The sequence below is a fragment of the Curtobacterium sp. USHLN213 genome, from assembly GCF_037144815.1.
Taxonomy (GTDB): domain Bacteria; phylum Actinomycetota; class Actinomycetes; order Actinomycetales; family Microbacteriaceae; genus Curtobacterium.
In genome coordinates, this window is record NZ_JBBCYQ010000013.1 from 33,090 (window position 1) to 56,481 (window position 23,392).

At 72.3% G+C, this 23,392-nt stretch carries 27 protein-coding genes and 2 pseudogenes; 15 read left to right on the top strand and 14 right to left on the bottom strand.

Going from position 1 to position 23,392, the window contains the following annotated elements:
• Window positions 1-44: 44 nt before the first annotated feature.
• A pseudogene (locus WFH25_RS16295) lies at window positions 45-140 on the top strand (DivIVA domain-containing protein); the annotation flags it as partial.
• A gap of 45 nt (window positions 141-185) precedes the next feature.
• Window positions 186-299: pseudogene (locus WFH25_RS16300) on the top strand (DivIVA domain-containing protein); the annotation flags it as partial.
• 47 nt (window positions 300-346) lie between these two features.
• On the opposite strand, the gene WFH25_RS16305 reads toward WFH25_RS16300, so the two are convergent.
• The gene (locus WFH25_RS16305) at window positions 347-1,213 is read right to left on the bottom strand and encodes a LysR family transcriptional regulator (RefSeq protein WP_336698578.1); all 867 of its coding nucleotides are present in this window, start codon (window positions 1,211-1,213) and stop codon (window positions 347-349) included.
• Between the two features lie 95 nt (window positions 1,214-1,308).
• Here WFH25_RS16305 and WFH25_RS16310 point away from each other — a divergent pair, with 95 nt between their 5' ends.
• The gene (locus tag WFH25_RS16310) at window positions 1,309-2,031 is read left to right on the top strand and encodes an SDR family NAD(P)-dependent oxidoreductase (RefSeq protein ID WP_261645941.1); all 723 of its coding nucleotides are present in this window, start codon (window positions 1,309-1,311) and stop codon (window positions 2,029-2,031) included.
• 80 nt (window positions 2,032-2,111) lie between these two features.
• Here the strand turns inward: WFH25_RS16310 and WFH25_RS16315 are convergent, their stop codons facing one another.
• The 3 genes from WFH25_RS16315 to WFH25_RS16325 all read right to left on the bottom strand — a co-directional run bounded on the left by WFH25_RS16315 (window position 2,112) and on the right by WFH25_RS16325 (window position 5,559).
• Entirely contained in the window at window positions 2,112-3,269 is a 1,158-nt protein-coding gene (locus WFH25_RS16315; protein ID WP_336698580.1) for a Gfo/Idh/MocA family protein, read from the bottom strand.
• The gene (locus WFH25_RS16320; RefSeq protein WP_336698581.1) at window positions 3,266-4,087 is read right to left on the bottom strand and encodes a sugar phosphate isomerase/epimerase family protein; all 822 of its coding nucleotides are present in this window, start codon (window positions 4,085-4,087) and stop codon (window positions 3,266-3,268) included. The genes WFH25_RS16315 and WFH25_RS16320 overlap by 4 nt, the downstream gene beginning before the upstream one ends.
• Window positions 4,088-4,194: 107 nt before the next feature.
• Complete coding sequence (locus WFH25_RS16325) at window positions 4,195-5,559, bottom strand: MFS transporter (RefSeq protein WP_336698582.1); 1,365 nt, start codon at window positions 5,557-5,559, stop codon at window positions 4,195-4,197.
• Between the two features lie 159 nt (window positions 5,560-5,718).
• Between WFH25_RS16325 and WFH25_RS16330 the strand changes: the two genes are divergently transcribed.
• Entirely contained in the window at window positions 5,719-6,303 is a 585-nt protein-coding gene (locus WFH25_RS16330; RefSeq protein WP_254790859.1) for a TetR/AcrR family transcriptional regulator, read from the top strand.
• A 41-nt stretch (window positions 6,304-6,344) separates the two neighbouring features.
• Here the strand turns inward: WFH25_RS16330 and WFH25_RS16335 are convergent, their stop codons facing one another.
• Together WFH25_RS16335 and WFH25_RS16340 are read right to left on the bottom strand one after the other, a co-directional pair.
• Window positions 6,345-6,737, bottom strand: coding sequence for a hypothetical protein (locus WFH25_RS16335; RefSeq protein WP_336698583.1), 393 nt, complete (start codon window positions 6,735-6,737; stop codon window positions 6,345-6,347).
• Entirely contained in the window at window positions 6,734-6,901 is a 168-nt protein-coding gene (locus WFH25_RS16340; RefSeq protein ID WP_175473708.1) for a hypothetical protein, read from the bottom strand. Before WFH25_RS16340 ends, WFH25_RS16335 begins: the two co-directional genes overlap by 4 nt.
• Window positions 6,902-7,110: 209 nt before the next feature.
• Here WFH25_RS16340 and WFH25_RS16345 point away from each other — a divergent pair, with 209 nt between their 5' ends.
• The 3 genes from WFH25_RS16345 to WFH25_RS16355 all read left to right on the top strand — a co-directional run bounded on the left by WFH25_RS16345 (window position 7,111) and on the right by WFH25_RS16355 (window position 9,901).
• A complete protein-coding gene (locus WFH25_RS16345) occupies window positions 7,111-7,731 on the top strand; it encodes an NUDIX hydrolase (RefSeq protein ID WP_336698651.1) in 621 nt (206 codons plus the stop codon).
• A gap of 26 nt (window positions 7,732-7,757) precedes the next feature.
• Window positions 7,758-9,386 carry a phospholipase D-like domain-containing protein gene (locus WFH25_RS16350; RefSeq protein ID WP_336698584.1) on the top strand — a complete coding sequence of 543 codons (1,629 nt, stop codon included), beginning with the start codon at window positions 7,758-7,760 and terminating at the stop codon, window positions 9,384-9,386.
• A gap of 80 nt (window positions 9,387-9,466) precedes the next feature.
• Window positions 9,467-9,901: a hypothetical protein gene (locus tag WFH25_RS16355; RefSeq protein ID WP_071295712.1), complete on the top strand. Its 435-nt coding sequence runs from the start codon at window positions 9,467-9,469 to the stop codon at window positions 9,899-9,901.
• A 57-nt stretch (window positions 9,902-9,958) separates the two neighbouring features.
• On the opposite strand, the gene WFH25_RS16360 is transcribed toward WFH25_RS16355, so the two are convergent.
• From WFH25_RS16360 to WFH25_RS16375, 4 genes are read right to left on the bottom strand one after another with little or no spacing between them, the layout of a single operon-like run.
• On the bottom strand, window positions 9,959-10,597 hold the full coding sequence (locus WFH25_RS16360) for a TetR/AcrR family transcriptional regulator (protein ID WP_071295711.1): 639 nt from the start codon (window positions 10,595-10,597) through the stop codon (window positions 9,959-9,961).
• Between the two features lie 40 nt (window positions 10,598-10,637).
• Entirely contained in the window at window positions 10,638-10,793 is a 156-nt protein-coding gene (locus tag WFH25_RS16365) for a hypothetical protein (RefSeq protein WP_175473709.1), read from the bottom strand.
• The gene (locus WFH25_RS16370; protein ID WP_336698585.1) at window positions 10,780-11,832 is read right to left on the bottom strand and encodes a hypothetical protein; all 1,053 of its coding nucleotides are present in this window, start codon (window positions 11,830-11,832) and stop codon (window positions 10,780-10,782) included. The genes WFH25_RS16365 and WFH25_RS16370 overlap by 14 nt, the downstream gene beginning before the upstream one ends.
• Window positions 11,829-12,359: a WxL domain-containing protein gene (locus WFH25_RS16375; RefSeq protein ID WP_070417995.1), complete on the bottom strand. Its 531-nt coding sequence runs from the start codon at window positions 12,357-12,359 to the stop codon at window positions 11,829-11,831. The genes WFH25_RS16370 and WFH25_RS16375 overlap by 4 nt, the downstream gene beginning before the upstream one ends.
• A 222-nt stretch (window positions 12,360-12,581) precedes the next feature.
• Between WFH25_RS16375 and WFH25_RS16380 the strand changes: the two genes are divergently transcribed.
• Together WFH25_RS16380 and WFH25_RS16385 are read left to right on the top strand one after the other, a co-directional pair.
• The gene (locus tag WFH25_RS16380) at window positions 12,582-12,815 is read left to right on the top strand and encodes a PLDc N-terminal domain-containing protein (protein WP_022907408.1); all 234 of its coding nucleotides are present in this window, start codon (window positions 12,582-12,584) and stop codon (window positions 12,813-12,815) included.
• Window positions 12,816-12,858: 43 nt separating this feature from the next.
• Window positions 12,859-13,275, top strand: a complete 417-nt coding sequence (locus WFH25_RS16385; RefSeq protein ID WP_071295708.1) for a hypothetical protein — start codon at window positions 12,859-12,861, stop codon at window positions 13,273-13,275.
• A 108-nt stretch (window positions 13,276-13,383) separates the two neighbouring features.
• Here the strand turns inward: WFH25_RS16385 and WFH25_RS16390 are convergent, their stop codons facing one another.
• Window positions 13,384-13,893: a GNAT family N-acetyltransferase gene (locus WFH25_RS16390; RefSeq protein WP_336698586.1), complete on the bottom strand. Its 510-nt coding sequence runs from the start codon at window positions 13,891-13,893 to the stop codon at window positions 13,384-13,386.
• A gap of 218 nt (window positions 13,894-14,111) precedes the next feature.
• Here WFH25_RS16390 and WFH25_RS16395 point away from each other — a divergent pair, with 218 nt between their 5' ends.
• The 4 genes from WFH25_RS16395 to WFH25_RS16410 all read left to right on the top strand — a co-directional run bounded on the left by WFH25_RS16395 (window position 14,112) and on the right by WFH25_RS16410 (window position 17,920).
• Window positions 14,112-15,560, top strand: a complete 1,449-nt coding sequence (locus WFH25_RS16395) for a DUF6421 family protein (protein WP_336698652.1) — start codon at window positions 14,112-14,114, stop codon at window positions 15,558-15,560.
• Window positions 15,557-16,240, top strand: coding sequence for an SDR family oxidoreductase (locus WFH25_RS16400; protein WP_336698587.1), 684 nt, complete (start codon window positions 15,557-15,559; stop codon window positions 16,238-16,240). Before WFH25_RS16395 ends, WFH25_RS16400 begins: the two co-directional genes overlap by 4 nt.
• Before the next feature lie 4 nt (window positions 16,241-16,244).
• On the top strand, window positions 16,245-17,318 hold the full coding sequence (locus WFH25_RS16405; protein WP_336698588.1) for a threonine aldolase family protein: 1,074 nt from the start codon (window positions 16,245-16,247) through the stop codon (window positions 17,316-17,318).
• An 80-nt stretch (window positions 17,319-17,398) separates the two neighbouring features.
• Entirely contained in the window at window positions 17,399-17,920 is a 522-nt protein-coding gene (locus WFH25_RS16410; protein WP_336698589.1) for a hypothetical protein, read from the top strand.
• A gap of 341 nt (window positions 17,921-18,261) precedes the next feature.
• On the opposite strand, the gene WFH25_RS16415 is transcribed toward WFH25_RS16410, so the two are convergent.
• Both WFH25_RS16415 and WFH25_RS16420 read right to left on the bottom strand, forming a co-directional pair.
• Window positions 18,262-18,792 (bottom strand): GNAT family N-acetyltransferase, encoded by a 531-nt coding sequence (locus tag WFH25_RS16415; protein WP_336698590.1) that lies wholly within the window; start codon window positions 18,790-18,792, stop codon window positions 18,262-18,264.
• 27 nt (window positions 18,793-18,819) lie between these two features.
• A complete protein-coding gene (locus WFH25_RS16420; protein WP_336698591.1) occupies window positions 18,820-19,806 on the bottom strand; it encodes an amidohydrolase family protein in 987 nt (328 codons plus the stop codon).
• Window positions 19,807-19,909: 103 nt separating this feature from the next.
• Between WFH25_RS16420 and WFH25_RS16425 the strand changes: the two genes are divergently transcribed.
• Entirely contained in the window at window positions 19,910-20,584 is a 675-nt protein-coding gene (locus WFH25_RS16425; RefSeq protein ID WP_336698592.1) for an alpha/beta hydrolase, read from the top strand.
• Between the two features lie 79 nt (window positions 20,585-20,663).
• On the top strand, window positions 20,664-21,185 hold the full coding sequence (locus WFH25_RS16430) for an RNA polymerase sigma factor (RefSeq protein WP_336698593.1): 522 nt from the start codon (window positions 20,664-20,666) through the stop codon (window positions 21,183-21,185).
• A gap of 103 nt (window positions 21,186-21,288) precedes the next feature.
• Here the strand turns inward: WFH25_RS16430 and WFH25_RS16435 are convergent, their stop codons facing one another.
• Entirely contained in the window at window positions 21,289-23,388 is a 2,100-nt protein-coding gene (locus WFH25_RS16435; RefSeq protein WP_336698594.1) for a beta-galactosidase, read from the bottom strand.
• Between the last annotated feature and the right edge of the window lie 4 nt (window positions 23,389-23,392).

Below are 23,392 nucleotides of genomic sequence, written 5' to 3' on the forward strand. Positions count from 1 at the left end.
CGTCGAACACACCGGCACGAGGGGTCCGGCACGAGGGGGAGAGCATGCTCGCGAGCGATGTGGCGAACGCGAAGTTCGCACCGACGAAGTGGCGCGAAGGGTACGACCAGCGCGAGGTCGACGACTTCCTCGACCGGGTCCGGGCGACCCTGGCCGGGTACGAGGCCGGACGTCCGGTCGATCCGCTGACGCCCGAGGACGTCACCCTCGCGCGCTTCCAGCCGACCAAGTTCCGCGAGGGCTACCGGCAGGACGAGGTCGACGACTTCCTCGACCGCGTGGTGGTCGCGCTGCGGCAGCACACCACCCGCCGCTGACCGGCCCCGTCAGACGCTGACCGGCCCCGTCAGGCGCTGACCGCGCCCGCGGCCTCCCCGATCCGCAGCCCGGTCGCCACGAGCCGCGCGACCGCCGGCGTCTCCCGCCCGACCGGCCACCCGAGCACCGTCGTCGCGAGGGGCGCGTCGAGCACCGGCACCGCGACGTGCTCGGGCCACTGCCAGGCCCGGCTCGAGCGCGGGATCACGAGCAGCGTCCGACCGAGCGCGACGAGCTGCGCCAGCTGCGACTGCGAGTGCACCTCCGGCCCCGGTCCCGGCGGGTAGGTCCAGTCGGCGAGGGGCCACCGCGCCATCGGCAGGTCGGGGACCGACGACACCTCGGCCATCGTGAGGGACCGGCGGTCGGCGAGCGGGTGGGACGCGGGGACGATCGCGACCTGCGGCTCGGAGTACAGGTCGACCGACTCGATCCCGGCGAAGTCGTCGAACGGCCGGTGCATGACCGCCACGTCCGCCGTGCCGTCGAGGAGGAGTCCCGCCTGCTCACCGATCTCGCAGAGCACCACGTCGACGGGGACGTCCTCGGGGGCGGCGTCGAGCAGGGCCTGCAGGAACTCGTGCGACGACCCGGCCTTCGTCGCGAGGACGAGCCGCTGCTCCGGTGCCCCCGCGCGTCGGGTCCGCCGGACGGCCGCGCGCACGGCGTCGAGGGCGGCCGGGGCTTCGCGGAGGAGCGCCGACCCCGCGTCGGTCAGGGTCACGCCACGACGGTCACGGTCGAAGAGCCGGACGCCGATCCGCTCCTCGAGCTGCCGGATCGCCCGCGACAACGGCGGCTGCGCCATCCCGAGCTGGAGCGCCGCGCGGCCGAAGTGCAGTTCCTCGGCGACGGCGACGAAGTACCGGAGCTCGCGCGTCTCGACATCGTCCACGACCGGCAGCCTACGCCGACCGATACCCGGCGAGTATCACCACCCACCCGATCGGTGTTGGACGCGGGAACCACCCCGGACGGACGATCGAGCACATGGACGACAAGACGACCGCGCTGGTGACCGGCGCGAACAAGGGCATCGGGTACGCGATCGCCGAGCAGCTGGGTGCGACGGGGATGCGCGTGCTCGTCGGCGCTCGGAGCGACACCGGTCGCGAGGAAGCGGTGGAACGACTGCGGGCGAGCGGGGTCGATGCCCACGGGGTCCGGATCGACGTGACGAGCGACGAGAGCGTGGCAGCCGCCGCGGCAGAGGTCGAGGAGCGCTTCGGCCGACTCGACGTCCTCGTGAACAACGCCGGGATCTCGGGACCGTTCGACCCGGTGACGTGGACGCAGGACCCGACGACGCTCGACCTCGACGTCGTCCGGCAGGTCGTCGACGTCAACGTCTACGGCGTCGTCCGCGTGACGAACGCGATGCTGCCGCTGCTGCGCCGCTCCCCCGCGCCGCGCATCGTGAACGCGTCGAGCAGCATGGGGTCCCTCGGCCGCCAGCCGGGTCCGGTGATGGCCGCGTACGCCCCGTCGAAGACGTTCCTCAACGGGATCACGACCCAGTACGCGAGGGCGTTCGCGGACACCCCGGTCATCGTCAACGCTGCATGCCCGGGGCTCGTCGCGACGGACTTCAACGGCTTCAGCGGCGACCGCACGGCCGCGCAGGGCGCGGCGACCGCGGTGCGGCTCGCGACGCTGCCGGACGACGGCCCGCGCGGTGGCTTCTTCGAGGACGCGGGCGTCGTTCCCTGGTGACCACGGACACGACGGGAGGCCCTGCGCACGTTCCGCACGAGGCGGACGTGAGCAGGGCCTCCCGTCTGGTGCCCCGGTCGTCAGACCGCGGCCGGCGCCGTCTCCAGCGTGGCAGCGAACGGGTCGAAGTCCTCCGGCAGGGACGCGATCGCCCCGACGGTGGACTCGACCTCGACGAACGACCGCCGCTCGATGGACTCCTCCACCGAGACCATCGCGTCGAGCACGTGGTACCCGACGGCACCGGTCGCGATGTGCGAACCGCCGCCGCGGATGGCCCGCGCCATGTCGAGCACACCGAGGCCCCGGCCGACCGTCGGCTCCTCGTCGAGGAGCGTCTCCCACTCCTGTTCGAACGGCCACGAGGCGCCGACGGGGATCGGTCGGGCGATCCGGATCGGGTGCCCGCCGCCGAAGGTGTTCGGGTCGGGCAGGACGATCGTGCCCTCGGTGCCGTTGACCTCGAAGACGCCGTGCCGGAACAGCGAGGTGTCGAACGACAGCAGCGACTGCGCGTTGCCGCCCTGCTCGAACGACGACAGGACGGACACGTGGGTGGGCACCTCGACGGGGAACGACTGGCCCGCGTTCGGCCCGACGACGAGCTCCCGGGTCTCGCGGGACCGCGACCCGGTCGCGACGACGGAGTCGATCGGCCCGAGCAGGTGCACGAGCGCCGTGAAGTAGTACGGGCCGATGTCGAACAGCGGGCCGGCGCCCTTGGCGTAGAGGAACGACGCGTTCGGGTGGAAGACGTCCGGCCCCTGCCACTGCATGCTCGTGACCGCGGTCAGCGGCGTGCCGATCGCACCGGCCTCGATCGCCCGCTTGGCGGTCTGCCACCCCGGGCCGAGCACGGTGTCGGGCGCGATGCCGAGCCCGAGCCCGAGCTCGTCGGCGAGGGCGACCAGGCCCGCAGCGGACTCGCGGTCGACCCCGATCGGCTTCTCGCTCCACACGTGCTTGCCCGCGCGGAGGGCGTCCGTGGACACCGCCACGTGCGTGGCCGGCAGCGTCAGGTTGATGACGATCTCGACGTCGGGGTCGGCGAGGACCGACGCACCGTCGCCGGAGGCCGCGACGCCCCACTTCGCCGCCGACGCCGCCGCCCGCTCGGTGTCGATGTCGCCGATCCGGACGACCTCGACGTCGGGGAAGGTCGTGAGGTTCGCCAGGTACTGCTCGCTGATCATGCCGGCGCCGATGAAGCCGATGCCGACCTTGCCCGTGCGGGTCATGCGGACACCGCCGATCCGCTCGGCGCGAGCTGCGCGGCGAGCCACTCGTACGACTGGGCGACCCCGTCGAAGACGTCCCCCGCGAAGCCGTCGAACTCGATCACGGCGTACTCGAGAGCCGTCGCGGCACGCAGCGCCTCGGCGAGCCGGACGTCGCCCTGGCCGGCCGGGGTCTGGTCGGTGGGGATCGTCGCGGTGGAGATGTCGTCGCGCATCGGGCCGTCCTTGACGTGCACGGCGACGATGCGGTCACCGAGCTCCTCGATGAACGGCACGAGGTCGATGCCCGCGGCGGAGGCCCAGTACAGGTCGAGCTCGAGCACCACGCCCGGGTCGAGCAGCGAGGCGAGCACCTGCAGTGCGGGCTGGCCGTCGATCTGCGGTCGGAGCTCGTGGTCGTGGTTGTGGTAGCCGACACGGAGGCCGTGCTCGGCCGCCTCGGCAGCGGCGGCGTTGAGTCGGGCCGCGACCCGCTCGACGCCCTCGCGGGTGGTCCAGTGGTCGGGGCCGACGAACGGGTCGATGACGATCTCGAGGCCGAGCTCCTTCGCCGCGGCGAAGGTGTCGGCGTGCGACGGAGCGGTCATCACGGTGCCGTCGGGCAGCGGGATGGTCTCCTCGACGAGGAAGGCGTGGCCGGTCTTCGCGGTGATGCCGTGGGCGTCGAACACTTCCTTGAGCTGCGCTGCTCGGTCGACGAACGCGAACGCCTCGACGGTGTCGAAGCCGATGTCGGCGAGGCGGCGGACGCCGCCGTCGAGGTCGGGCTCCAGCGCGGCGTTCACCGTGTAGAGCTGCAGGGAGATGGCGGGTGCCATGGCTGGTCCTTTCAGGGAGGCTTGCGGTGTGTGCGGTGACCGCCTGGAGGCGCGACTCGCCTTCGTGAGTCGGGTCGCGCCTCCAGGACCGTGCGCTGGTGCGCCGTCTACCGCACCGACTTGATGGGGAAGATCACGAGTGCGCCGAGGATCACCGCGACACCCGCGCCCCAGAGCATGAGCGTGTAGTTCTGACCGCCCCCGACGCCGAGGAGGAAGAGGCCGACGGCCGGGGCGAGCGACTGCGGCAGCGCGTTCGCGATGTTGATCACGCCGAGATCCTTGCCGGGGCGCTCCGGGTCGGGCAGCACGTCGACGATGAGGGCGGTGTCGATGGCGGAGTAGATGCCGAAGGCGAAGCCCATCACGATCTCGGCGAAGTAGAACCCGCCGACCGTGTCCACGTGCGCCAGGATCACCAGGCCGACGGCGGTGAGGGCCGTGGAGCTCCACACGAAGACCTTGCGGCGGCCGACGCGGTCGGACACCCACCCGGAGAGCGCGGCGCTGACCAGCAGGGCGACGGTGTAGAGGAGCACACCGAACGCGACGATGCCGACGGCCTCCTTCTGCGGGAGGCCGATGCGGTCCTCCATGTACAGCAGGCGGTAGGTCGTGAACATGAACGTGCCGAAGGTGATGAGGAAGCGCCCCCACCAGGCGAGCCCGAAGTCGCGGTGCTTGATCGGGTTGGTCCAGAACGACGAGATGAGGTTGACCCAGCTGAACGGCTTGATCGGCGTCGTGGGCAGCTCGTCGCGGGCCACGAACGAGTAGACGAGGATCGCGATGATCGCGATGATGCCCGGGACGATGAAGAGCATCGGCAGGTTGCCGACCAGGTAGACGGCCAGGTACAGACCGGCGAGGATCGCGGTGTTCTGCGCGAGCGCGATGACGCTCGAGGCCTTGCCGCGCTGGAACTCCGGCACGTTGTCGGCGAAGCTCGCGGTCAGGGTGGCGAGGACCGCGTTGGCGGTGACCTGCGCGAGGACCCACGCCAGGGTGAGCTGCAGGACGTTCGGCGAGAACGCGAGCCAGGCGAGCGCACCGACGAAGACGATGACGCCGCCGACCATCCACGGCCGACGACGACCCCAGCGGGTGCGGGTGCGGTCCGAGATCGCGCCGAAGAGCGGGTTCGCGAGCAGGGCACCGATCGCGCCGAACGGCAGGACCGAACCGACGATCGTCTCGGGGTTCGACGGGTTGAGCTCGGTCGCCTTGATCGACATGCTCACGAAGACCGGCGTGAGCAGGGCGACGAAGAGGCCGAACTGGGCGAAGCTGAGGCCCCAGAGGTAGCCGCGGCCGACCCGCATCGTGCTGACGGACTGGGTGAGGCCCTCGACCGAGAACGCTCGGGACGCTGCGGCGTCCGTGGCGGTGGCGCCGGCGGCTGCGGTGACCGCGGGGGTTGCGGTTCCGGCGATGCCGCGTGTGGGTTCTTCCTTCGACGTCGGTGTCGACATGACTCCTCCTCGAGTCATAGGGGGCTTCGGGGCCCGCTGAATCCCTAGTGCTACTAGGTGATCGGGACAGTAGCACCCAAAACCTCCGACCGGAAGTTTTTGTTTCGGTACTTTGCGGGGGCACTTCGGCGACTCACGGCTGCCGGTAGGTTGGTCCGAGTGACCTCCAACGATGGAACCGGCAGCCGCGGGCCGTACGCCAAGGGCGTGCAGCGCCGGCAGGAGATCCTCGACCAGACGCTCGAGGTCGTCGCCTCCCGCGGCATCGACGGGACCTCGCTCCGGGCCATCGGCGAGGCGATCGGCATCTCGCACGCCGCACTCCGGCACTACTTCTCGTCGCGCGAGGCCCTGCTCGTCGAGGTGTTGCGGGAGCGTGACGACGCGTCGAACCGGGCGTTGGGCGACACCGGCGGCGTGTTCCCCCGGCTCGAGTTCGTCGCCCACCGGAACGTCAGCGAGCCGGCCCTGGTGACGCTCTACACGACGCTGCTCGGCGCCTCGGTGGAGGCGGGGAACGAGACCGCGCGGTCGTACTTCGCGGCGCGGTTCGCCACGGCGCGCGCTGATCTGGCGCAGCAGCTGCGCGACGAGCTCGTCGCCACCGGTCGGCACAGCGACGCCGACCTCGACCAGGTCGCGTCGCTCATCATCGCGGCGTTCGACGGGTTGCAGGTGCAGTGGTTGCTCGACCGCGACGTGGACATCGCGGGGACGCTGCGGTTGTTGGAGCGGGTGCTCTAGCCTCCGAGCTCGCCGTCCGGTGCGGCCCGCACCTCGTGCCGTCAGTCGAGTCTGACCTCGGCGACACCGCTCCCCCGGCACTGCAGCGGTGCGCCGAAGCCGTAGTCCGTCCAGGCCAGTTCGACCCCGCGCTCGTCGAGCCGCGCACCGTCGGCGCCGAAGAGCGCCACACGGCCGCGTTCGTCCTGCGTCTGCTCGATCGGGACCGTCCAGGTCGCGCCCTCGACCTCGGACGTCGCCGACTCCTGCTCGGGCGTGCAGTCGGTCCCGATGCACACCGCGACCGACTCGACGGCGTCCGCGAGGTGCTCGGGCACGACGACGTTCACCGTGTTGCCCTGCCCGTAGTCGGCGCAGGCGGACCCGGGCGACGAGCACCCGGCGAGCGCCAGGGCCAGCCCGACCCCGATCGTGGCGGTGACGAGTGTCCTCACTCCGTGCCGTCGTCCTCCTCGGGGTTGAAGTGCGAGTCGTCGCCCACGTGTCCGGCGGCGAGGCCGTCGGGCTCGTTGGGGATCGTGCCGTCCTCGCCGAGGCCGTCCGGCTTCGGGGTGCCCTCGGGGTCGTTCTTCGGTGCGGTTCCGTCGGTGTCGCTCATGGTCTGCTCCCGTGCAGTGTCGGTTCGGGACCGCCGTGGTCCCGGTGGTGCTGACTCGGAACGTACGTGCCGTGCCTCGGAGATCCCCCGGGGGCGCACCTTCCGGATGTTCCGCCTCGGAGCGCAGCACCTAGGCTGACGACGTGAACCCGGCGCGTCAGCAGCTCTCCGCGCTCGTCGGTCCCGGTGCCGCCCCGCTCGTCACGGGCATGCCGGTGGCCAGTGCCTCCCGCAACGCGGCCGTCCTCATCCTGTTCGGCGAACTCGACGACGTCCCGAGCGACCGCCCGGCCGCCGGCACCGACGTCTCGCGGGACCTCGACGTCCTGCTCCTCGCACGGGCCACCACGCTCCGCGCCCACCCCGGCGAGATCGCGTTCCCCGGCGGCCGGGTCGACCCCGGTGACACGGACGCGACCGCAGCGGCACTCCGGGAAGCCCGCGAGGAGACCGGCATCGACACCGCGGGCGTGGACGTCCTCGGCACGATCGCCCCGGTGCCGCTCGCGTTCTCGCGGCACCTCGTCACGCCGGTGCTCGGGTGGTGGCGCGACTCCTCGCCCGTCCGGGTCGTCGACGAGGCCGAGTCCGCCGCGGTGTTCCGGGCGCCGGTGGCCGACCTGCTCGACCCCGCCCACCGCGGCGTGACGGTGATCCGCCGCGGCGGCCAGGAGTGGCGCGGCCCGGCGTTCACGATCGACTCCGGCCCCGAGCAGCACGTCGTCTGGGGCTTCACCGCGATGCTCCTCGACGCCCTGTTCGACCGCCTCGGCTGGGCCGAGCCGTGGGACGACCACCACGAGATCTCCCTGCCGGGCTCGCGCCCCTGAACGGCGCCGTCCCGTACTGTTCGACTGTGCGTACCGGTCCAGCTGATTGGTTCCTCTCCCGCGACGAGCGAGGCAACCTCGCCACCGGCGTGCACGCGGGACGCCCCGACGACGACACGGACCGGAACCGGCCCGACGCCGAGGGGGACACCGGCGCCGACGCGGCACCGTGGTCGGAGGGCAACCACGTCCGACCGCTCGTGCACGGCGCCGCCTACTTCGACCGCATCCACGCGGAACTGACCGCCCTCCGCCCCGGCGACCGCGTGTGGTTCACCGACTGGCGCGGCGACGCCGACGAACGGTTGCTGCCGGACGGCCCGACGATCGGGGACCTGCTGGCCGACCGCGCACGAGCGGGCATCGAGGTGCGCGGGCTCATCTGGCGGTCCCACGGCGAGCGCGTCTCGGCGTCGATCAGCGCCCGGTCGAACGAGCTGCTGGGCCGGAAGATCAACGACGCCGGCGGCCAGGTGCTGCTCGACCAGCGCGTCCGGGTGTTCGGCTCGCACCACCAGAAGTTCTTCGTCATCCAGCACCGCGACGACCCCTCCCGCGACGTCGCGTTCGTCGGCGGGATCGACCTCTGCCACAGCCGTCGCGACGACGCCGCGCACGAGGGCGATCCGCAGCCCGTCTCGATCGACGCCCGCTACGGGGAACGCCCGGCCTGGCACGACGCGTCGATGGAGCTCCGCGGGCCGGTCGTCGCGGACGTGCTCGCCGTGTTCGCCGAGCGCTGGGACGACCCGCTCCCCCTCGACCGCAGCCTGCCGTACCGGATGCTGCTGCAACGCCTCGTCCACATGCCGCGCCGCCCCGAGCCGCTGCCCGAACGCACGGCGCCACCACCACCGGCCGGGCACCACGCCGTGCAGCTCCTCCGCACGTACGGGGTGAAGCGCCCGCCGTTCCCGTTCGCGCCCCTGGGTGAGCGCAGCATCGCCCGCGCGTACGGCAAGGCCTTCGCCCGAGCACGATCGCTGCTCTACATCGAGGACCAGTACCTCTGGTCCCGCGAGGTCGCGACCGGCATCGCCGAGGCCCTCGAACGCAACCGGGAGCTCCGTGTCGTCGTCCTCGTGCCGCGGTACCCGAACTCGGACGGGCCGCTGGGCGGTCCCCCGAGCCGGTTCGGCCAGATCGAGGCGCTCCGGACGCTCCGCCGCACCGCACCCGACCGTGTCGGCGCCTTCGACCTCGAGCACGAGGACGGCCGCCCGATCTACATCCACGCCAAGGTCTGCATCGTCGACGACGAGTGGTTCACGATCGGCTCGGACAACTTCAACCGCCGCTCGTGGACGTCCGACAGCGAACTCACGTGCGCCGTCGTGGACACCTCGGACGACGACCGGTCCCTCGCCCGTGACCTCCGCCACGAGCTCTGGGCGGAGCACCTCGCGACGACACCCGACGACGAGCGGTTCACCGGGTCCGGCGCGGATCTGCTCGCCCTCTGGCGCTCCACGGCACGTGCGCTCGACCACTGGCACGAGGACGGGCAGCCCGGCCCGCGACCCCCTGGGCGCATCCGTCAGCACGAGCCGGAACCGGTCTCGGCGCTGCAGCGTCTGTGGGCGCGTCCCGCCGCGCGCCTCGCCGTGGACCCCGACGGCCGGCCGCGCCGGTTGCGCGGCTCGACCCGCTTCTGACGGGAGGCGCGGTGCGGGCCCGACCCGCGCCTCCCGTCCGCCGTCCACTCGCGTCCACCGCCCCCACCTACGCTGGGTGCATGGGGGCACGCGAGGACTGGTGGGACGATCCCGGCGACGACCTGGTGCTGCACCCACCGCGAGCCGAGCAGGCGCCGCCACCGCGCGACCCCGGCTCGGTCGACCTCGTCGCCACCGTCCTGCTCCTCGGCGCGGCCGTCCTGGTGAGCCCGGCGGCGTGGTTCGGCGTCCTCATCGGCCAGCTCGCGTTCGCCGGGTGCGCGCAACCGTCGCCGGGGTGCAGCAGCGCTGACGACCCCGGCGCGGCCGTACGCAACTGGCACCTCGTCCTCACGCTCGTCGTCCTCGTCGCGGGGGTCGTCGGTTCGATCGCGCGCCGTGCCCGACGCCGGACGGGGTGGCCCGTCGCACTCGCGACACTGGTCGGCGTGCTCGTGGTCTTCGCCGGAGCCCTCGTCGCGATCCAGGTCGCCAGCGGGGGCAACTTGTTCTAGCGACCCCGGCGTCGACGCGCCGCCCAGCCGTCCGGTGGCCCGCTGCGGCGCGACCGCTCAGGCGAGGATCGCGTCGAGCGGGTACGCCGCGAGTGTCCGGATGCGCTCGGGTGAGGCCCCCGCGTCCCGGAGCACGATCTCCCAACTCGTCTGCACGCTCTGGTCGACCGGCGTGCCGGAAAGTCGGAAGAGGTTCGCCGCGTGCGCGCCGAGCGCGCCGGTCAGCAGCCGACGTGCCAGCACGCCCGCGTCGACCGTCGCCGGGACGTCGCCGTCCTCGATCGCGGCCCGCACGTTCCGCCGCACGAAGTCCAGGGCGTGCTCGACCCGGCTCGGCCGCTGCTCGCCGCTCTGTTCGATCATGAGCCGCAGGGCTCCGCTCGCGATCGGACTCGTACGGTCCAGGTGCAGGCCTGCGCGCATCGCGATGAGCAGTGCGTCGAGACCGGGGCGCATCGTGCGCTCGACCCGGCCGAGCAGGGCCTCGAGCCGATCGAGGTGCTGTTCGACCACCGCGTTCGCGAGGGCCTGCTTCGAGGGGAACGCCTCGTACCCGATCGAGGACTTGGGCTTCCCCATCGACGCCGCGATCGACGAGAAGGACGTCCCTGCGTAGCCGTTCCGGGCGAACTCCTGCGCCGCGGCCTCGATGATCCGCTGCCGGGTCCGAGCTCGCTGTTCCTGGCGCTGGTTCACCCGACGATCCTAGGTGGGCGCCGGGCCACCCGCCCGTCGATCACTCCACGGGCACACCCCGTTCCGTGCGGTGGTCGCGCCCGAACCCGCAGTCGCAGAGCACGCGGATGGGTTCGCCCTCGCGGAGCGTGAGGAACGTCTCGAGGTGGAGCTGCACCGGGGCGTCGAGGCTCGGGATCTGGTCAGTGAGGGACATGCGGGGTTCCTTCCGGTGGAGTCGGAGCGGTCGTCGAGCGGCGGCGCCGGAGCGCGAGGGCCGTCACCGTCGCCGAGGCGAGGACGAGCAGGACGAGCAGGACGGGGACGAGCCCCACGGACGGATGGGAGCCGGACGTCGGGTCCACGCGCGTGGCGGCACTCGGCGAGGCGCTCGGCAGGGCGATGCTCGCCGCGGTCCGTTCGGTGGTGACGCCGTCGGTGACGGCGATCCGTGCGAGCCAGGTGCCGGGCGCCACCGCGGCCGGGACTGTGAAGGTCAGCGCGGCCCGCTGACCCGGCGCGAGGGTCCGCGGCCGGTCCCCGGTGATCGACGGGAGCACGGCCCCTGCCGGTCCGTCCGCGAGCACGAGCGTGCCGGTGAGGTCGACCGCGCGCTCGCCGGTGTTGCGGACGTCCGCGAGCACGGTCCGCTCGTCCCCACTCGGTCCGACGCGCGGCTCCGACGCCCGGAACGCCGTGCGGAGGGCGGCCGGCCCGCTGACGGCCACGTACGCCCGCACCCCGACCCGGCTGACCATCCGGAGGCCGGTCCCGTCCGGCCGCTCGGAGGCGGTGGCTGCCCAGACGACCGCGTACCGCTCTCCGCCGGTCGCGTCCGGAGGGACGGCGATGCGGACCCGGACCAGGGCGGACGACCTCGCCGGAACGTCGACGGACGCCGGGTCAAGCCCGATCCAGTCGGTGAGCTCGCTCCGCGGTGCGGTGTCGATCCGGAACGCTCCGTCCGCGATCCCGGCCGCGGTCGTGGTCATCGACACCGCCCGCTCGGTGTCCGAAGCGTTGGTCACACGGATCATCCGCTCGACCGTCTGCCCGGGCCGCAGCGCGTCCCGGATGTACCGACTGGTGGGTGACCGGTCCGTGGCCTCGGCCCCGGGGAGCAGTTGCACGCCGATCCCCGGTTCCGGGCTCGATCCCGTCTCCGCTGCGGCGACCCCGGCCGGGGTCACGAGGACGGACCACACGATGCTCGCCGCGACGACGAGGAGGAGGCTGTGCGCAGCTCGTCGAGTCACGCCACCGAGTGTGTGATCGTCGCCGTGTAGTCATCGGCGGCCAGGGCGTCCGCGGGCACGGCGAGACCGACCGTCGCGTCCCAGGTCGCGGTGTTGTTCCCCGAGACGGCAGCCGCGGTCTGCACCGCCGCGGCCGTCGTGCTGCCGGTGACCGTCGACGGCGTCAGGGTGGCCGTCCCCGTCACGACGGCCTGTCCGGGAGCGTAGGTCAGCGCGGACGCCGGCAGCTGGCGGTCCACGCTGGCCGACGAGAAGTCGGTCACCGTCACGGATGCGACCCACCCGTCGGTCCCGGCGCGATCGTCGGTCACGACGACGCCCTCGAGGGTCGCGGAACCCGTCGTCCCCGGTGCCGCCGACCCGAGGGTGAGCGCGGTGGGCGCCGAGATCGACAGTGCTCCGGCTTCGACCGCGGCGACCGCCGTGGTCTGGCTGTCGGCGGCGGCAGGGGTCGCGACGCTGATCATGGCCGCGACGGCGAGGCCAGCGACGGCGGTGCTGGCGAGGGCGGTACGTGTCCGGTACATGGGGCTCCTTCGATCGGCGCGCAGGTGATCTGCACTCAGTAGACGATCGTATTTTGAGCAACACGTGACGTCTACCCCTCGGATGCGGGTGTCGTGGGGCGGCGCCGGGACCATCGATCACCGATGTCAACCGCTGGACTGACGAACCACCCGCCGCGCCCTCCTATCGTTGGACCGCCGCGCAGCGCATCCCTGCGCCGCGGCGGACGAGGGGAGAACGACGTGCTCGAGAACCTGGGCGGCGCACACGTGCTGGTCCTGCTGGTCGTGCTGGCGCTGGACGTGCTGGCGCTGGTGCAGGTGTGGCGGGACCGACGTCGGAGCGACCTCGTGAAGATCGTCTGGACCGTCGTGATCGTCGCGGTGCCGGTCATCGGCGTGGTCGGGTGGGCCGTGAACTGGCTCCTCGGGCGTGCGGCCGACCGGTTGAACCGGACGAGCGGTCCGAGCGCCTGACGCGCAGCGTGGCCGAGACGACGGGACCCGGCGGTGTGTCCGGGTGCTGAGCGAGCGACATGCCGAACTGATCGCCGAACTCGAAGCGGCGGCGTCGGACGAGTGGGGTCCGCGGGCACTCCTCGCCTGCCTGCGGAAGCTCCGCGACGGCGGCCCGACCGAAGCGGAGTCCGTGGTCGTCCACGATGCCTGGGCGACCGAGGACGGCTTCCGCGTGGTCTACGACGCTCCGTGGGGCGGCCCGCGCGTCGGCATCGTCCGCGAGCGCTCGACGACGATCGACTGGCTGGACGCCTACACGACCGGCGAGGAAGCCACACCCGAGGAGTTCGGCTGGGAAGTCGCCGATTTCAACATCGGTGAGCCGCTCGGCCGGTGGCTCGACCACCTCGACGTGGACGCCGACGGCCTCGGCTGGTGGGGCCACGTCCCGATGCGCCGCGCGGGGCGGCGGCGCTGACCCAGCCGGGTCCGGTCGTCGGCCCGGCAGTCGTGGACGCGACCACCGCTCGACCAGGAGGCGCGGTGCGGCGCCGACCCGCGCCTCCCGACCCACGGTCGCTGAGGTTCAGAGCCGCTTCGCGTACCACCGGTCCGAGTAGGGGTCGTCGGTGAAGGCGGGCACGCGCTCGAACCCGAGCCGCTCGTAGAGCGCACAGGCCTCGGCGAGTTCGGCACGGGTGTCCAGCCGGAGCACGCCGATCCCGCGGTGACGGCACGCCGCCTCGAGCTCGCGCACGAGTCGGGCCGCCGTGCCCCGCCCACGCGCCTCGGGCAGGGTGAAGACCTTCGTGAGTTCGGCGACGCCGAGACCGACACCGGCACCGAACCGTGCTCCGGCGCACGCGATCGGTCGTCCCCGCTCGACGGCCACGAGGAACACCCCGGACGCGCCGTGCAGCCCGTCGTACGGCTCGTCGCGCAGCGCCTGGTCGACCTCGTCCTCGGTCGCCGGGCGTCCGTACCAGCGCGACGCGACCTCGGCGAGGTACGTCCGCACGATCCCATCAGCCAGAGGGTCGCCGGGGTGGACGACCTCGACGGCGACGCTCGACCCGTCGCTGATCCGTTCGTCCACGGTCCTCCCTGAAGCTCACTGCGACCGTACCGGTGGAGCGATGTCGAGCGCAGTCCAGCCCTGCAACGGAGGAACCTTGCGCGGTGCGATCAGTTCGGAGCGCGGGGCCGCCGGACGCGCACGTTTCCGCCGCAGATGGGCAACTTTGCGCCCCCCGATCTTCCCTAGGCTCGATGCACCAGCGCACCCGCAGCCAGCCCAACGACGGGAGGTACGACATGTCGCAGTTCGTCCAGGAGTTCTCGAAGGACGCCATCGTCGGAGAACCCGAGGTCGTCGAGGACCGCCTGTCCGTGCGCGAGGTCGCCGCCCACCCGGCCTGGCTCCGGCTGCAGGACGCCGTCACCGCGCTGCAGACCGTCCAGGTGCAGGACGGCTCGGTGCCCGAGCCTGCCGACCACGCTGCCGCGACCGAGCACGTCGCGACGATCGTCCCGGCCATCGCCGAGCTGGCACCGCACTTCCCGCACGACGCGGCCTTCCTCGAGGCCGTGCAGCACGACTTCACCCGGTGGCGCGACGAGGGGTTCGGCGTCCCCGACTTCCTCGACTCCCTGAACGCGTTCCAGCCGCAGCAGCACCGCGTCGACGGGCTCGGCCACCTCGTCGTGTTCCCGATGGTGACGCAGAACGGCAGCTCCTCGCGGTTCGTCGAAGCCGTCCTGGTCGAGGTCATCTGGCCCGAGTTCATCGCCGAGCTCGAGGCCGGGGACTACGGCAACGCGCTCTTCGTCGCGCTGCGGTTCGTCGACTTCACCCCCGGGTACGACACGAACTCGGCCGTGCTCTTCCCCGAGACCGTCGCGATGCGCGAGCTGCCGACGTTCACGTGGGGCGCGATCTTCCAGGACCGCGAGGCCGCCCGCTACCGCCGGGTCGTCCGCGCAGCCGCCGAGATCACCAAGCTCGACCTCCCTGACGACGCACGCGCGATGCTCGACGACCAGGAGCTCACCGAGCAGGTCTTCGTGATGTGGGACATCATCCACGACCGGTCGCACATGCGCGGGGACCTGCCGTTCGACCCGTTCATGATCAAGCAGCGGATGCCGTTCTTCCTCTACTCGCTCGAGGAGCTGCGCTGCGACCTCACCGCGTTCCGCGAGTCCGTGCGTCTGGAACGCACCCTCTCGGCGCTGCCGGATGCGAGCCTCCAGGACGCGCAGCGGGCCATCCGTGACCACGCTCGCCTCGTGCAGTACGCCGTCGTGTTCGACCGCATCTTCCGCTTCGCGATCACCGGCAGCCGTGTCCGCAACTACGACGGCCTCGGCGGCCAGCTGCTCTTCGCGTGGATGCACCAGCACGACGTCCTGCACTGGACGGACACGCAGCTCACCATCGACTGGGAGGCCGTCCCGGACGTCATCATCGCCCTCAGCGACGAGATCAACGAGCTGTACCGGCGCTCGATCGACCGGCCGAAGGCGGCCCACTGGCTCGCCGCGTACGAGATGCTCACCCGGACGCTCACGCCGCACCCGGCCTCGGCCTGGGCGCGCGGACTCCCCACCGAGACGCTCGCCGGACCGCCGAAGGGCTACACCGACGCGGTCATGGACGACGAGTTCCCGCTGTCGATGTTCTACGAGGCGCTCAACAAGAAGATGGCGCCGGTCATCGCGTCGACGGCCGGGATCACCGGGACGACGGAGGTCGCCGCGTGAGCGATCGGTCGCTCGCCGGTCGCGTGGTGCTGGTCGCGGGCGCGACCAGCACCAGCGGCGAGGCCGTCGCGCGGTCGCTGGTCACCGCCGGTGCGACGGTGGTCGCGGTCGGCACGAGGGCGGCGGGCCTGGAGGCGCTCAGCACCGCCGTCCCGGGCGTCACCACCCACACGTGCGACCTCTCGTCGCGTGCGGACGTCGCCACGCTGGCGTCACGGATCCACGCGGACCTCGGGCCGATCGACGGACTCGTCCACCTGGTCGGTGGCTGGCGTGGCGGTGGCAGCATCGCCGGCCAGTCGGACGACGACTGGGACTTCTTCGACCGGGCCTTCCGGACGCTCCGGAACACGACGCGGGAGTTCTTCGCCGACCTCGTCGCCTCCCCCGCCGGACGCCTGGCCTTCGTCTCCTCCACCACCGTCGACTCGCCCACCGCCGGCGCCGCGAACTACGCCGCCGCGAAGGCCGCCTCGGACGCCTGGGTCCGCGCCGTCGCCCAGGGGTTCGGCGCGGACGCGCCCGACACCGCCGCCGCGGTCGTGTTCGTCGTGCGCGCACTCGCCGGCCTCGAGGCGCGACTCGGCGACGAGGTCGTGCGGCTCTGGTCGGCCGACCCCGCGGCCGTGAACGGCACCCGCATCCCGCTCTCGGCGGGCGACGCCCCGAACCTAGGATGAACGCGTGACCCTTCGACTCCACGACCTGGACCTGCGGGGCTTCGCCTCGGACAACTACGCCGGCATCCACCCCGAGATCCTCGCGGCGATCACGGCGGCCAACGACGGCCACCAGATCGCCTACGGCGAAGACGTGTACACCGCACGCCTCAACGAGGTCGTCGGGGAGCACTTCGGGTCGCAGGCGCAGGCGTTCCCGGTGTTCAACGGCACCGGCGCGAACGTCGTCGGACTGCAGTCGATGCTCCCCCGCTGGGGCGCCGTCGTGTGCACGTCGACCGCGCACATCCACACCGACGAGGCCGGTGCCCCCGAGCGCGTGGGCGGGATCAAGCTCCTGCCCGTCGAGACGCCGGACGGCAAGCTCACCCCCGAGCTCATCGACAAGGAGGCCTGGGGCTGGGGCGACGAGCACCGCGCCCAGCCGCTCGTCGTCTCGATCACCCAGACCACCGAGCTCGGCACCGCCTACTCGGTGGACGAGGTCCGCGCGATCGCCGACCACATCCACCCGCTCGGCATGACGCTGCACATGGACGGCGCCCGCATCTCGAACGCGGCCGCGAGCCTCGGGCTCCCCCTGCGCGACTTCACCACCGACGCCGGCGTCGACGTGCTGAGCTTCGGCGGGACGAAGAACGGGATGCTCTACGGCGAGGCGATCGTCGTCCTGAACCCCACGGCATCGGAGGGCCTGCACTACCTCCGCAAGCTCAACATGCAGCTCTCGTCGAAGATGCGCTTCGTCTCGGCACAGCTCATCGCCCTGCTCACCGACGACCTCTACCTCCGGTCGGCCGGGCACGCCAACGCCATGGCGCAGCGACTCCGCGGCGCCCTCGAGGCGGGGATCGCCGACGGCAGCATCCGTGGCGTCGGGTTCAGCCAGGAGACCCAGGCGAACGGGGTCTTCGCGACGCTGCCGGCCGGCGTGGCCGATCGGCTGCGCGAACACTTCCGGTTCTACGACTGGGACGCCAGCCGGAACGAGGTGCGGTGGATGTGCTCGTTCGACACCTCGGAGCAGGACATCGACGCGTTCGTGGCGGCGCTGACGCGGGAGCTCGCCGCCGTCTGAGACACTGACATTTGCGCATTTCACCGGATACCGGCAAGGTGGAGCCACCGGCAAGGGGTGCCGGACCGGAGGGAACGCACATGCAGTCATGCACCTCGTCACCGTCGAAGATCGCCGTCGCCGTCGTGCTCGCGGCCGGACTCTGCACACCGCTGCTGGCAGCGCCGCCGGCGTCTGCGACGCAGAGCCCGATCGCGGTCGACACAGCGACGGTCGCCATGGAACTCGAATTCCAGGCCGCCGACATGGCCGGCGGCCTCGAGTTGATCAACCGAGTGCCCGAGCGCGTCCTGCTCGAGGGGCAGGCGGCGTACGACACATGGATCGCCGAGAACCAGCACGTCCTGGCAGCGGCGCGCGCGAGTGTCCTCGAATGCACCGGCGCGATCGCGCTCCTGATCGCGTCCACCGCGTTCCCCGTCGCGAAGATCCTGAAGATCAAGCGCCTGATCAATTCGCTCGGCGGCGTCACGAAGGCCGTCCGCGTCATGTGGGGCGCTTCCTTCAGCTGGGAGAAGATCCGCGCGCTCGGCGGGGCTGCCGCAGCGCTCGGGGCCGAGTTGCTCGGCGTCGCCGCCGTCAAGCGCGGGTGCTTCCGGTGAGCCGCTGGGGCCCGGCGCTGATCGTCTGCGGTGGGCTCGCTGCCACCGCTGGCGCCTGGTACGCGCTCGATCTCGTGTACGCCTGCGTGGCGGCCCTGGGGACGCTCACCTACGCCGCGTTCGCGTCGCCGGTGATCGGCTCGACAGCAGTGCCGCCGGGGAGCACACCTGACCCGACCGAGGTCCGGCGTTGGCGAGAGCAGCACCCCGGTTCGACAGTGAGCGAGGCCATCGCGGCAGTGTCTGCGCGGTGATCGCGGTCTGGGCCGCGGCCAAGGGACCACAGCAACGGACGGGAGGCGCGGGGCGGGGCCGCACCGCGCCTCCCGTCCGTCAGCCGGTCACGTGACGGTCCGCACCAACTCGACCAGGCGCAGCGACGGGGCGTCCCGCCCCTGCCCCAGCAGTCGGAAGTCGCGGGAGCGACCGCTCGCGCGGAACCCGCGACGTTCGTAGAAGCGACCAGCCGGCACCGCCTGGTCGTACACCTCGAGACGGAGCCGCTCCCCGTGCCCCGCTGCCCACCCGACCACGTGGTCGAGCAGCGCATCCGCGACGCCGTTCGCCCGGCCGCGGGACGACGGCGTGACGTACACGCCGGTGAGCACGGGATCGTTGCCGTACGCGTCACCGACCTGGCCGCTCATCATCCCGATCCAGCGGCCCGTCGGGTCGACCGCCACCACGCTCGTCGTGTCGGTCCCCTCGCCACGCCTCGCGCGGAGCCGCCAGTCGTCCTCGGTCATCGCGAGCGTGTACTCGAGCGTTGCGCCGTAGGAGATCGGGTCGTCCGTGGCGTTCTCGATGCGGAGGGCGCGCACCTGCTCCCAGTCGCGCTCGGTCGTGGTTCGGATCGTGAAGTCCCCCGGCATGTCCGCAGCGTACCGGCGGCGGGGTGCTCAGCCCGTGAGACCGAACAGCCGACGGGCGTTCCCCGACGCGAAGGCATCGCGGGCCTGCTGATCGGGCAGTGCCGTGAGGAAGGCGGCGATCTCCTCGCGGGTGGGCTGCTGGAACGGGTGGTCGGTCGAGAACAGGAGCCGGTCCGGCGTCGTGATGCTCAGGGCGTGCCGCAGCATCGCCGGGTCGAGCATGCCGGAGGCCGTGATCCAGACGTTCTCGCGCAGGTACTCCGTGATCGATCGTTCGAGGCCGGCCGCACGTGCGAGTCCGTCGGCGCGGTCGTGCCAGAACAGCAGGAGCTCGCCCCAGTGCCCGAGCACGAGCTGCAGCGACGGGTGACGATCCAGCACGCCGCGCGCCATGAGCCGGAGCGCGGCCGTTCCCGCTTCGAGGTGCCAGCCCCACGAGAAGGTCGCCAGCGCGAGGTCGGGCAGGCCGCCGAGCCCGGTGTAGGAGGCGTCCCGGACGGCCCGCGGCGGGATCTGCGGGTGGATGAACACCGGCTGCAGGAGCCGCTCCGCGACGGTCCAGAGCTCCTCGAAGCGCGGGTCGTCGATCAGGACGTCCCCGGTCCGGCCGTGCAGCATGACGCCGACGAGGCCGAGTGCCGCGGCGCGCTCCAGTTCGACGGCGGCGGCGTGCGGGTCGGCGAGCGGCAGGGTCGCGAAGGCCCGGAAGCGATCCGGGTGTGCGGCGACCGCGGCAGCGACCTCGTCGTTCGCATCGCGGCTCAGGGCGATCGCGTCGGCGGCGTCGAGCCCCTGCGTGCCCGGCGGGGCGAGGGACAGGACCTGCATGTCGACGCCCTGTGCGTCCATCGCGGCGAGGCGCTCGCTCCCGACGTCGCCGAGGCGCCGCGCGGCATCGCCGTGGTCGTTGAGGACGAGGCTGTCATCGCGCCGGTCAGCCGGCAACGCGCGCTGCGCACGGTCGATCCCCTCGTGCACCCAGTGCTCCTCGATCCCGATCAGCAGATCCGCCATGGTGTCGTCCTCTCGCTCGCCCCCTGCCGAGTGAACCGTACGGCCGCCGTCGGCGACCATCTGTGGATGGTCCTCTGGGCACGCTGCGGAGCATGATCGACCCGTGCGCTCGTGGACACGCTCGCTGCGATCACCGCTCGGCACGGAACTCGTGCTCTCGGTCCCTGCCGTCGCGCGTCCGACCGGCACGACGTGGGTGCTGCTCCACGGGTCCGACGGTCACGAGACCGACCTCCTGCCCCTCGCGGATCGGCTGGCACCCGACGACGCGAAGATCGCGCTGCGCGGCACCGAACCGACGCCGCAGGGGTACGCGCACTTCCGCCGTCGCCCCGACCGGAGCCTCGACGAGGACGACCTGCGGGCGCGCATCGCACTGCTCACCGACGCCGTCGACCACGGGAGCGCGCAGCTCGCGCCGGCCGCACACCGGTTCGTGCTCGGCTTCTCGAACGGGGCGATCGCGGCTGCCGCCCTCCTCGAGCTGCGTCCGGACCTGTTCACCGCCGGAGTCCTCATCCGACCGCAACCGCCCTTCCAGTCCGAACCGGTCGGCACCGGCTCCGGCGTCCCGGTGCTGGTGCTCGACGCCCGGTTCGATGCCCGCCGCACGGTGGGCGACGGCCTCCGGACCGCCGAGCGCCTGCGTGCCGCGGGAGCCGTCGTCGACCACGTCACCCTCCCGGTGCACCACGGGATCACCGCGCTCGACGAGGACGCCATCCGGCGCTGGTCGGGCGGCCTCGCATCAGGCCCGGTCCCCCACGATCTGGGGTGAGCACCACGACCCTCTCGGCGTGACCCGATTCCGAATCCCCTGGACGCATCCCCCCCGAGGATCGGAGCCCACCGTGCTCATGCGCGCCCCCACCGCAGCACCACCGCAAACCGCCGACTTCGCATCGATCGTGCGACGGCACACGCCGCTCGTGCACGCCACCGCCATGCGCGTCCTGCACTCCCACGCGGACGCCGACGACGTCGTGCAGGAGACGTTCCTCGCGGCGTGGAAGCACCTGGGGACGATCGTCGATGCAGCGGCGGTCGGCGGCTGGCTCGTGACCACTGCTCGGCGGCGGAGCTACGACCGGTTCAGCGGGGCCGCGGCGCGGGTCACCGGACGGCTCGACGAGTCGACGCCCGCAGCGGACGACCACGCCCCGACCGGTGTCACCGAGCGTGCGTCCCTCGCGCAGGCTGCGTCGGCGGTGCTCATGACCTTGCCCGCGACGCAGCGCCGGTGCTGGGAGCTGCGGCACGTCGAGCAGCTGTCCTACCGGGAGGTCGCCGATGCGCTCGGCCTGCCGGTCTCGACCGTGCGCGGGATGCTCGTCCGGGCGCGGGCGACGCTCTCGCGTGAGCTGGCGGCGTGGCGGTGACCTGACGGCGGACGGGGGGGGGGGGGGGGGGGGGGGTGTCCGGGGGGGTGGGTGGGGGGGGTGCCGCCGCCCCCCCCCCCCCCTCCCGTCCCGCAGTGGTCGCCTACCGGACGGCCAGCACCCGCACGTCCCACGCCCCGAGCGACAGCTCGGACCCGGCGGCGAGCGCCGTGCCGTCGAGGACGTCCTCCGCCGCGACCGGCACCCGGAAGGCGCTCGGCGTCCACGACCAGTTGTGGACCACGTGCACGGTCTCCCCGCGTCCGTTGACCGAACTCTGCACCGACTGCGTGTCGGCCTGGGGACGCCAGCCGGGTGCTCCGTCCGCCCCTGGAGCCGCCCAGTCGACGAGCGCCGCGGCGAGCGCCGGGTCCGGGACGGTCCCGACGTAGGTCACCCGTCCGGCACCGTGCGCACGGGTGGTGACCGCGGCGAACCGGCCGTGGTGCGGGTGCTCGTACCCGACGAGCACGTCGGCGTCGTCGACGAGCAGGCCGTCCGCCCACCGGGTCGCCGTGGCCCCGACCGGCACGGAGAACCCGTGGTCCGTCGCGGCGGCCCCGGCGAACACCGGGATGCGGCGACCGAGGTTGCTGAACTCGTCGTAGTGGACGCCCGCCGCGACGTCGAGGAAGGCGGGCTTGCGCTCGAGCCGGGCACGCGCCTCCTCGTCCTCGTAGCCGGTGCGGATGCCGACCACGAGGTGGCCGCCGGCCTCGGCGTAGGCGGCGAGCCACTGCAGCTGCGCGTCGGTGGCGATGGTGAACGCCGCGGCGACGAGGACCGGGCGCTCGGCGGCGAAGGACGCCGGGTCGCGGTCGAACACCTGCGACGGGTGCACCGTGTTCGCCTGGAGCCCGGCGTCGAACACCCCGCGGGCGAACGCGTCGTAGACCGTCTGCCACGATCGGCGGTCGGGGTCCATGCCGTCGCCGAGCGCCGGGTGTTCGTTCAACGCCCACTTCGACTCGTTCGAGAAGAGCAGCGCGACGTCGGCGTGCGGCCGGAGTCCGGCGACCCGGTCCCCGGCGTGGGCGAACTCGGCACCGATCCGGGCGATCTCCTCGTACGTCCGCCCGGGCTGCTGGGAGTGCGGGAGCACCCCGCCCCAGTACGTCTCGACCCCGTAGTGCAGCGTGTGCCAGTGCCAGTACTCGATCATCGAGGCGCCACGGGACACGAGCGCCCACGCGGCCTGGCGCCACTGCCCCTCGTACGCCGGCTCGTTCATCCACGAGAAGCCGATGGCCTGCGCGTTCGTCTCGGTGACGAGGAACGGCGCCTGCTTCGACCCGTACATCCGGTCGCCCGACGCGACGATCGACCAGGCGCCGGACGACGTCCAGAACTGGGCCGGCTCGTCGGTGCTCGGGAGCTCGAGCGCGTCCTGCATCCGGTAGTAGGGGTTGCCGGCCGTGACGTCGAGGGAACGGGTGAGCACCTCGTCCTCGACGGTGGGCCGCTCGTAGGCGATGCACGTCGTGACGAACTGGTCCGCACGGGAGTACTCCCGCACGACCGACGCCTGCCAGGCGATGAAGTCCGTCGTGATCGAGGCCTGGAACCGACGCCACGCGAGGTCGTACTGCGGCTGCGCGTTGCCGTCCGGGGTCCACAGGTCCGCCCAGGTCGAGAGCCGGTGCGACCAGTAGGTCAGCCCCCACTCCTCGTTGAGCCGCTCGACGCTCCCGTAGGTGTGGCGCAGGTGGTCGACGAACCGCTGGAACACCTCGGGGTTCGCGATGAGCTCGTTGCCCGGCTCGTTGTCGACCTGGTACCCGATCACGGCCGGGTGGTCGGCGTACCGGGCGACGATCTTCCGGATGACCCGCTCGGCGTGGAACAGGAACGCGGGGTGGGCGTAGTCGATCTCCTGGCGAGCCCCCCAGCCCATCGCCTCGCCGCCGGTCCGTCGCCGGACGTTGATCTCCGGCACGATGCGGGCGAGCCACATCGGCACCGCGTAGGTCGGCGTGCCGAGGACCACCCGGATGCCGTGCTCGTGCGCGGCGTCCAGCACCGGGGCGAGCCATTCGAGGTCGAACCGGCCGTTCTCCGGCTCCCAGGTGCTCCAGACGGACTCGCCGACGCGGATGACCGAGAAGCCGGCCTCCTGCATGAGGCGCATGTCCTCGTCGAGCCGGGGTGTGGGCTGGTACTCGTGGTAGTAAGCGGCGCCGAAGAGGACGCGGTCGTGCTGCATGGTG